The 9,432-nt window shown below is 36.9% G+C and carries 7 protein-coding genes; 1 reads left to right on the top strand and 6 read right to left on the bottom strand.

The window, feature by feature from the left end; all coding sequences use genetic code 11:
- Positions 1 to 693 precede the first annotated feature (693 nt).
- The 4 genes from RTK36_RS15890 to RTK36_RS15875 form a co-directional block, all read right to left on the bottom strand.
- A complete protein-coding gene (locus RTK36_RS15890; RefSeq protein WP_312048202.1) occupies positions 694 to 2,073 on the bottom strand; it encodes an alanine/glycine:cation symporter family protein in 1,380 nt (459 codons plus the stop codon).
- 938 nt (positions 2,074 to 3,011) lie between these two features.
- On the bottom strand, positions 3,012 to 3,836 hold the full coding sequence (locus RTK36_RS15885; protein WP_312048201.1) for an Mrp/NBP35 family ATP-binding protein: 825 nt from the start codon (positions 3,834 to 3,836) through the stop codon (positions 3,012 to 3,014).
- 25 nt (positions 3,837 to 3,861) lie between these two features.
- Positions 3,862 to 4,212 carry a DUF134 domain-containing protein gene (locus RTK36_RS15880; RefSeq protein WP_331655095.1) on the bottom strand — a complete coding sequence of 117 codons (351 nt, stop codon included), beginning with the start codon at positions 4,210 to 4,212 and terminating at the stop codon, positions 3,862 to 3,864.
- A 258-nt stretch (positions 4,213 to 4,470) separates the two neighbouring features.
- Positions 4,471 to 5,829, bottom strand: coding sequence for an APC family permease (locus RTK36_RS15875; protein WP_312048200.1), 1,359 nt, complete (start codon positions 5,827 to 5,829; stop codon positions 4,471 to 4,473).
- 295 nt (positions 5,830 to 6,124) lie between these two features.
- On the opposite strand from RTK36_RS15875, the gene RTK36_RS15870 reads away from it, so the two are divergent.
- On the top strand, positions 6,125 to 6,454 hold the full coding sequence (locus tag RTK36_RS15870; protein ID WP_312048199.1) for a hypothetical protein: 330 nt from the start codon (positions 6,125 to 6,127) through the stop codon (positions 6,452 to 6,454).
- Positions 6,455 to 6,577: 123 nt separating this feature from the next.
- On the opposite strand, the gene rnr is transcribed toward RTK36_RS15870, so the two are convergent.
- Together rnr and secG are read right to left on the bottom strand one after the other, a co-directional pair.
- The gene (rnr, locus tag RTK36_RS15865; protein ID WP_312048198.1) at positions 6,578 to 8,722 is read right to left on the bottom strand and encodes a ribonuclease R; all 2,145 of its coding nucleotides are present in this window, start codon (positions 8,720 to 8,722) and stop codon (positions 6,578 to 6,580) included.
- Positions 8,723 to 8,792: 70 nt separating this feature from the next.
- A complete protein-coding gene (gene secG / locus RTK36_RS15860; RefSeq protein WP_066047480.1) occupies positions 8,793 to 9,035 on the bottom strand; it encodes a preprotein translocase subunit SecG in 243 nt (80 codons plus the stop codon).
- Positions 9,036 to 9,432 lie beyond the last annotated feature (397 nt).

The raw sequence follows: 9,432 nt of genomic DNA, 5'->3' as shown, positions 1-9,432 counted from the left end.
CATAATTTTGTTTCCTCCCTCAAATTATATAATGTATGTATTAGTTCATTTAGGTCTGATTTTAATAATTGATTCTACTATTTTTTAAAAACAAACTATTATTTTTGCAATAAACAGTATTTTACTATGAACTTCAGACCTTGTATTCATTGTACATATTTTTTTTTAAAATACAAGTGTTTATTATGGGAGGACATTTTTTGTACAAATTTCAGGACAATCTTTCAAAAAAGTCAACGAATAACTTCACATCTCTTTTTTATTTTTTCAAATATAATATAGCATCTATTATTTTTTTGCATCTAAATCATGAAAATTGTCGTAAAATATTTAAGAATTATTTCATTTTTTATTTTAGTATACAGTTTTTTTAAAACAATTTGGTTGTGGCATATGTTTTGTTGTTCAAGAAATTTTTTTTATAACATATGAAGAAATAACTTCAATTTCATTAAAAAAAGACTCTACCAACCGATAGAGTCTCTTTAAAAAATGTCCCTAAAACTTCAAAATTCATATAATTCGCCCCATGCATTTTCTCCTCGGTGCCTCAAAATTTTTTGATCTTCCACTTAGAAAATTCGCGTATTCCTCTTTGCTATTGCTATATAAAGAATCTCTTATTTTGTAACATTCTATACATAAAAAAAGACGGCATATAAGCCGTCTTTCTTGCGTGGGATTTAAACCGAATTATCTCTTTACTGTAGGAATTTCATCTGTGGACCAACCATCCATATTGTCATCCCACAGGAATTTCTTTGTTTCAGATACAATTACACCACTTAATCCCAGCAAAGCAACTAAGTTAGGGAATGCCATCATCGCATTCAATGTATCAGCTATATTCCATACCAAGTCAAGGGCAATAACACTACCAATGAATACTACCACTACCCAAGCAAAACGGAAAGGTTTTACAGCTTTTGTACCTACTAAATATACCCATGATCTTTCGCCATAATAGCTCCAACCTAAGATTGTAGACCAAGCAAATGTAATCAAACCAATTGTCAATACAATAGGGCCAACTACTGGAATGCTGTTGAATGCTGCAGATGTTAAAGCACCACCATTCAAGCCTTCCATAGCAGATGGATTTTTCAAGATAGAAGTAACTAAAACCAAACCTGTTAAAGCACAAACAACAGTTGTATCCCAGAAAACACCTGAACTAGAAATCAAAGCCTGACGAACAGGGTTTCTTGTCATAGCAGCAGCATCAGCGATAGGTGCGGAACCTAAACCGGATTCGTTAGTAAACAAACCACGAGCGATACCAAAACGAATTGCCATCATTACTGTTGCACCAACAAAACCGCCGCCAGCTGCACTGCCTGTGAATGCGTTTCCAACAATCAACTTAAATGCAGCGCCAATATAGGGAGCATTTAATACTAAAATAATGATACAGCCTAAAATATAAAGACCTGCCATTAAAGGTACTAATTTTTCACAAACCTTAGCGATGGACTTAACGCCACCCAAAATAACCAAACCTGTAGCAATTGTTATTACAATACCTGTAATCCAGGTAGGTAACCCAAAGTTATCACGAACCATAGTAGAAATAGAATTTGCCTGTGTCATGTTACCGATACCGAAACATGCAATGCCTGCAAACAGTGCAAATAAAACGCCAAGCCATTTCTGTCCCAAGCCTCTTTCCAGAGCGTACATAGGACCACCAATCATAGAACCGGTGCTATCCTTTACTCTGTACTTAATTGCAAGTAAAGCTTCGCCATATTTTGTTGCAATACCGAAAAGACCTGTCAACCAGCACCAAAAAATTGCACCAGGACCACCTAGTGCTACCGCAGTCGCCACACCTACGATATTACCAGTACCAATTGTGGCTGCAAGAGCAGTAGCTAACGCACCAAATCCAGATACATCGCCTTCAGCCTCATTGTCTGGCGTTACCGATAACTTAATCGCCTTACCCAGATGTCTCTGAATAAATCTTGTTCTGATTGTCAGGAACACGTGCGTACCGAACAACAAAGCCAGCATTACAGGACCCCATACAAACCCGTTGATGGCGGACACAAAATTATTAACTGCTTCCATTTTTACTACCTCCCAAATTATATAAGATAATTTCACCGGTCAGAACCATCACCTCTACTCTTTGTATGACAGTATTCATCGCCCCCACGATAACGAATGATTTTTATTGTCGAATACAAAATAAAGATGTTCCCTCAGATTCTGTAACCTATTTACTATTTTATATTATTACAGCAAAAAAACAAGTATTTTTTTATAAATGAAATTCACCTACATAGGTCTTTTTACTTAAAAATGTACAATTTTTATTAAAAAACCTAAATATTTTTGACTTAATTTATTCATTCAGTCTTAAAAAAAAGAAAGGTTTCATTTCAAAGAATTTGATACATTTTAACGAAATTATTCTGAATTCCAAGCAATATATTGCTATAATAGTACTAAATAATAACTCATTTTCAACATTTTATCGTATTTTTAGCGATACATAGTTAAAAGATAAATCTCATATTCCCCCCTTTGTGCATATTTATAGCAGTTATTAGGTATTTTCTTCTCCTATCTTGTCGTAAAAAAGGATATTGCCACTTTTTTTGTTCATAGTTTCTTCTTCTTCTCGTTGTGAAAAAACTTAGTTTGAATTTTTTAGTCATCCATCGTAAAAAAACGAATTCTAAATTTATTTTCCTGGCTTTCTCTCAATAAAAATCTTATTCCTTCCTTATTCATATAATAAAATGATTCTAGCCTTCCCCTGTTTCTATTTACTAAAGTCAAGCTATTCTTTTTTTACTTGTATCAAGGATTTTCCTTGAAGAAATAAAAAAAACAGAGTGCTTTAAAACCAAAAGTTTTAAATACTCTGTTTAGTAGGAGTAGTAGAAATTCCTTAAGTTCTAAGAAAAATACTTTAAACGCTTCTGCATAAAAATATTATTTCCTCTATTTTTTGAGCTATAAATCTATTTTTATCTATTATGCATAAAGGTATAGTCTCGTCATTTTTTTTCTAAGAATGATACCATAGGCAATAGCCATTCTCCCTCTAACGCTTCCGTTTCCCCTCTGTCGCAGCGTGCTGCAATGTTAGGGTCAATAGGCAATTTGCAAACAGTAGGTATATTGTGCTTCTTTGCAATGGCATCTATATTACTGTCGCCAAAAATTTTATGTACTTCACTGCACTGAGGACAGACAAAATAGGATAGATTTTCTACAATACCTAATATTGGTACATTCATCATCTCAGCCATCTTTACAGCCTTATCCACAATCATCCCTACTAATTCCTGAGGAGATGTGACAATAATAATCCCATCAATGGCTATGGATTGAAAAACCGTCAGTGGAACGTCACCCGTACCTGGAGGCATGTCAATAAACATATAATCAACATCACCCCAAGCAACGTCCCGCCAAAACTGTTTTACAGTTTCAGCGATAATTGGTCCACGCCAAACCACAGGATCCGTTTCATTGTCCAGCAAAAGGTTCACAGACATTACCTTTATCCCTGTTTTAGTTTCACAAGGTATTATTTCAGTTTTTGATCCATAAGCCTTCTGTGTCATGCCAAAAGCCTTTGGAATGGATGGGCCTGTAATATCTGCATCTAAGATCGCTGTTTTCTTCCCTAATCGATTCATCAAAACAGCCATGGAAGAGGTCACCATTGATTTCCCAACGCCGCCCTTACCGCTCACAACAGCAATCACCTTTTTAATTTCACTATGCTCGTTGGGCGGTACTAAAAAATCAGCCGGCTTTCTGCTTGAACAGTCGGAAGAACAGCTTCCACAGTTATGTGAACAATTTTCGCTCATAATTACATCTCCTTAGATATATTTGCTATTTTTCTTTTTTTATAACAGAATTTTTCGCATTTCTTCCCACAATGCAAGCTATCCCCCTCGCAAAGGTCGAAATCGCCGCCTTCATGTGAAGGGATTTTCCATTTACTAAAGCATCTGCCAGCTTTCTTCTTGCATCGTTATATATGCCCTGTACTGTAGTTCTGGCAATATGCATTTGAGCGGCACATTCTTCCTGCGTGTAGCCAACCAAATCAATCAGTCGAATGGTTTCGTATTCGTCTACCGCCATAATAACACGGTTTTCATCATTCATCTCCTTCATTGGAGCAAAGCCGCAATTTTCAGGCAATGCGCAAACTTTTCTGCACTTTCTTGGTCGCGCCATAAAGTCCCTCCTCATTTTCGACATATGTTACTTATTACAGTATACAACTTAACAATTATATGTCAACCTTTTCTGCCCAATCAACACAAGAAAAAAGCCCAATTTCCATTTAAACAATTCGTGCTTAAATCATTTAAATGGGGGCTATTTCTTTTTTTGTTTATATTGCAGCTAGGGAAAAAGGAATTATCCTTCTTTTCTTTAGATAAGCATTGTTTACTACCATCAATAACTCAATCTTTCGATCACAATAATTACTTATTTCGTTTTTTGATGACCATAGTTTTTCAATGCGAAACCAATGCACATTACAACAGCAAATAAAATTAAGTAATAGATAATCGCTTCTCCTAAAGAAACAACTGCTGCAACTACCATAAATACACTTGCCACAATTCCCAAAATCGGTGCTACATAACGATTAAACGTGCCTAAGTCCTTCCCTTTTTTCATCTGCAATAAGAAAATGGGTATATACATAGCATAGATTGTTATAATTGGCAATTCGGAGCTGTCGAAGCAGAACAGACCAAACCATGGTTCCGTTAAATTTGCCCCATAAAAATAGGTAAGCCAGATTGCCGCCATTAAAACACCCATAGCAGATGAATTGGTTGGCATATTTGTCACCTTATCCACCGCATTAAAAATATGAGGCATAGGGCCTTCGTTTCTAGCAGCCATAGCATAAAATCCACGGGTACAAGCCAACATTAAACCGTTAAGGGTTCCTAAGCAGGAAATTACCACAACCACAAAAAGCAGTGTTCCACCGGCATTTGTAAACACAGTAGAAAAAGCAATTTTTGCTCCAGCTTCTCCGCCTTCCATCATTACGCTGTTTTCAACCGCTCCTGCCAAACCAACATAATAAAGGATATACATCAAAACAGTAAAAACTGTACCAATAACTAACGCCAACGGCAAATTACGTTTTGCATCCTTTAATTCTGCGTTAATGCTAGTTGCGCAAATCCAACCCTCGTAGGCAAAGCTCGTGCCAACAACCGCAGTAAACAAAGGGTTACCCTTCACTTCAGTGATTACTGCACTATTAAAGTTTTCCACTAGAATACCACTTTTCAAACCAAAAATAGTGCCCACTACTGCCATTAATACCAACGGTATTAGCTTGATAATTGTAGTGGATACTTGCAGTTTTCCTGCCAGCCTAGGAGAAATGGCGTTTAGCACATAGCTACTTACCAAAAATAACCCTGCAAGTGTCATTGTTTCAGGCCCAACTATGCTCCACCCTATCAATACACTAAAATATCTGGCAGACACCCAAGCTAAAACAGAAGTCATTGCTGGAAAATAAATAGTAGCCATAAACCATGCAAAAAAATAACCATATTGGGGTCCAACTATTGTTTCTGCATAGTCAACAATCCCGCTTACCTTTTCATGATGTGTCGCCAAAACTGCAAAATTATAAGCACAGGCAACCATAACCAATCCGCCTAGAAACCATGCCAAAATACCTTGGCTTAGATTTCCTCCTGTTGCAACCAAAACCTTTTCTGCCTTAAAAAACACGCCGCTGCCAATAACGATACCAACTACCATAGCAATCGCCGTTAAAAGACCATATCTTTTCTCTAATCCTTGATCCATACTACCTCTCCCTCTTATTTCTTTTGCACATAACCGCATCGATACGACTATGCTTTACTTTATAAAAGTAACATACTTTTCTATAGAATACAACGCTCACGCTCAAATATGTCATGTTTTTTTGCGAATACAAATTTTTATATGTCTATTATGACAAACAGCCTACCTCATTTGTCGATATAATTGCTTGCGTTACATATTATAAAATGTTACACTACTCTATATGAAAAAAAATTATACTTTTATTCTGTTTCTATTCCAAACATACTCAACTGTTTTTAAAAAGGAGGGGCTTATGCTTTTTTACACCGTTGTTTTATTCTTAATTTCTATATTTTTTTATAGTGAAACACGGCAAACACGGAAAATGGCCTCCCGCCTCCTACCTGAATTTAATGCCGATGCTTCCACCGCAGCGCTTGCTGCAAAACATTTTTTTACGATTTCGGCCTGTTCTGCAACCAGCGGAATACTTGTATTTGGATGTTGGGTTTATCAGAAAATAACCCACCTGACATGCCCAAAGCCTTTTCTGGCTTTTTCCATGTTGATTTATGCGGGTGGCTTTATGCTTGGACTGTATCGCTGTTATAAACTAAAAATTACATTAAATTCTAAACAATGATAAGGAATTCTTACCTATTATATTAGTTTGCCAAAGCAGTTTACATTATTCCAAAAATACTGCAATATTTCATTACATAGAAAAAGCCTGCATTGCGAAGCATCTCGCAAGCAGGCTTTCTTTTTATTCCTCTCCATCATCAAATAAAAAATCAATGGTTCCAAGTTCTTTTGAAACCTTGGAAACAACAACTGTCACCTTATCTCCTAAACGGTAACTCTTCCCTGTCCTTTTTCCAAAGACCATCATGCTCTTCTCATTATATTCATAATAGTCATCGTCTAGCATTGCAAGAGCCACCATTCCTTCAATGGTGTTTGGCAACTCCACATAAATTCCCCAATTGGTAACACCGGAGATAATGCCTTGGAAAGCTTGACCAATTTTATCCGACATGAATTCAACCTTTTTCAATTGCTCAGTATCTCGTTCAGCTTCATCGGCAATACGCTCTCTCCTTGAGCAATGCAACGCCATATCAGGCATCTTTTTATGGTATTCCTTTATTTGCGTCTCACCTAGCTCTCCATGGAGCATTTTCTTTAAGAGCCTATGAATTTGCAAATCTGGATAACGTCGTATGGGTGAAGTAAAGTGGCAATAATATTTTGCCGCCAAACCAAAATGTCCAAGATTATCTGCGGCATAGCGCGCCTGCATCATGCTGCGTAAAACCATTCTGGTAATGATTCTTTCTTGCTCCGTTCCTTCTGCTTCTAATAAAACCCTTTGTATTTCCCTAGGATGAATCTCTCCGTCTTTTTTCTTTAAATGATAGCCAAAGCCTCGAATGAATTGCTCCATTCTCTTAAGCTTTTCTTCATCCGGCTCTAAATGGGTACGATACATAAAAGGAATCTCTTGCCAAAAAGCATTTTCAGCTACAGTCTCGTTACAAACCAACATAAATTCTTCTATCAAATTTGTTGCAATACTTCTTTCGTAAGGACGAATTTCAATGGGTTTCCCTTGCTCATTTAGGATGATTTTAGACTCAGGTAAGTCAAAGTTTACCGAGCCCCGTTTCTTTCTTTTTTCACCTAAAATCTGCCTGAGCTCATTCATCAGCATCAACATGGGCACAATTTCAGCATACTTTTCCAAAAGCTCAGGTGTCTTGTCCTCAATAATTTCTCGAACTGCTGTATAAGTCATACGAAAATCGGAATGTATCATTGATTCACAGATTTTGTGGGAAACAACATTTCCCTTCTCGTCTATTTCCATCATACAGCTTAAAGTTAATCTATCCGTTTCCGGATTTAAAGAGCAGATACCATTGCTCAACTTATGGGGCAACATTGGTATCACTCGATCAACCAAATAAACGCTGGTTCCCCGCGCGTATGCCTCTTGATCCAAGGCTGTATGCTCACGAACATAGTGGGTTACATCGGCAATATGCACCCCTAACCAATAGTTACCATTTTCCCTTTTTGACAATGAAACAGCATCGTCTAAGTCCTTAGCATCCTCCCCATCAATGGTAATGGTAAGAAGATTTCGAAAGTCTTCTCTACCCTCTTTGTCTTTTTCCAAAACCTCTGTATCTTGCTTTTCAATTTCTTGATATACTTTTTCAGGGAATTCAATTGCCAAATCAAAGCGACGAATCACAGATAAAATATCAACCCCCGGGTCATTTACGTGGCCTAATATTTCTATAATCTTTCCTTCGGGATTTCTTCTTTCTTCCCCGTAGCTTATGATCTCTACTACAACCTTATGACCGCTTACTGCACCCTTAGCATTCTCTTTAGCAATAAAAATATCCTTTGCAAACTTCTTGTCATCTGCGATCACAAAGCCAAAACCCTTGCTTTGTTCATAAAGGCCTACAACACGAACAATCCCTCTTTCAAGAACCTTGATGATGACACCGTCAGCTTTTTTATCTCCCTCACCTTGGTTTAGAACCTTATATAAAACCCTGTCCTTTTGCATAGCACTAGCAGTTTCATTTGCAGGAATAAATATGTCCGGCCCGCCTTCATCTGGAGTCACAAAACCAAAGCCCTTTGCATGACCTGTAAAAACCCCTGTGGACATATTTAAGGCCTTTGGCGCCATAAGCTTTCCTTTCTTCGTCTCCACCACCTTACCTTCGGCGATAAGCTGGCCTAACAAATCTTCAAATACCTCTTTATCACTGTCCGGCACAGATAGCATCTGACGAATTTCTCTGCGCTTTAAAGGAATATACTCTTCACTGGTAATATAACCAAGTACCTTTTCTTTTCTTTCTTCCAATATATAATTCAACTCCATAAATACCTCCTAATTTTATCCAAATCTTTTGTTTGCAAAAAAAGAGATGCACTTCTGCATCTCCCATCGTTTAGCCAACCAAATTAATCACAAAAGCAAGTATCATAAAAAGGGCGCCGCCAATCTTTGTATACTTCTCTAACGCACCTTCTACAGAATGACCTTTGTTCTTACTCCAGTAAGTATCACTGCTGCCACCGCCGCTAATTGCACCCAAGCCTGCAGAACGCTTAGATTGCATCAAAATAATTATGCTCAATACTACTGCCAAAACAGCTAGAATGCCTGTTAACACCATACCAATTGTTGTCATTTCAAATCCTCCTATATATTTTGCTCATTATTCTGAGTCTTATCCACTTTAAACAGCATTAGTATTGTATCACATTATTTTTAATATCGCAACATTTTTTTGTAAAATCCGCTCTTACAGTGTACTATGATTTCTTACTCTGAAGCTTGTTTAATAATCAATAGCTCTTTCCGTTTTGTTCTGATAATTAAGAATATATGCTACTGAAACTGGCGTAAAAATTTCTCCCCAATATTTTAAAGTTAACAGTATTTATTGTCATCTTAGAAAAGAAAAAGATTCTATCAGTTACTTTGGTTATGGTATTAATAGAGACTGTCCCGCAAAAATCATATCTGCATTTTCCAAGTCATTTGCTTGAATGATTTTATTCACACCACTATTATCACCATAGTAT

It is taken from the genome of Anaerotignum sp., from assembly GCF_031981185.1.
In the GTDB taxonomy this organism is placed as follows: Bacteria; Bacillota; Clostridia; order Lachnospirales; family Anaerotignaceae; genus Chakrabartyella.
Note: the sequence above shows the minus strand (reverse complement) of the source record. Positions and strands in the feature narration are given on the sequence as shown.

What these genes read in the sequence shown, in the direction of transcription:
- RTK36_RS15890 (WP_312048202.1), bottom strand. Translation starts at nt 2,073, where the DNA reads ATGGAAGCAGTTAATAATTTTGTGTCCGCCATCAACGGGTTTGTATGG.
- RTK36_RS15885 (WP_312048201.1), bottom strand. Translation starts at nt 3,836, where the DNA reads ATGAGCGAAAATTGTTCACATAACTGTGGAAGCTGTTCTTCCGACTGT.
- RTK36_RS15880 (WP_331655095.1), bottom strand. Translation starts at nt 4,212, where the DNA reads ATGGCGCGACCAAGAAAGTGCAGAAAAGTTTGCGCATTGCCTGAAAAT.
- RTK36_RS15875 (WP_312048200.1), bottom strand. Translation starts at nt 5,829, where the DNA reads ATGGATCAAGGATTAGAGAAAAGATATGGTCTTTTAACGGCGATTGCT.
- RTK36_RS15870 (WP_312048199.1), top strand. Translation starts at nt 6,125, where the DNA reads ATGCTTTTTTACACCGTTGTTTTATTCTTAATTTCTATATTTTTTTAT.
- rnr (WP_312048198.1), bottom strand. Translation starts at nt 8,722, where the DNA reads ATGGAGTTGAATTATATATTGGAAGAAAGAAAAGAAAAGGTACTTGGT.
- secG (WP_066047480.1), bottom strand. Translation starts at nt 9,035, where the DNA reads ATGACAACAATTGGTATGGTGTTAACAGGCATTCTAGCTGTTTTGGCA.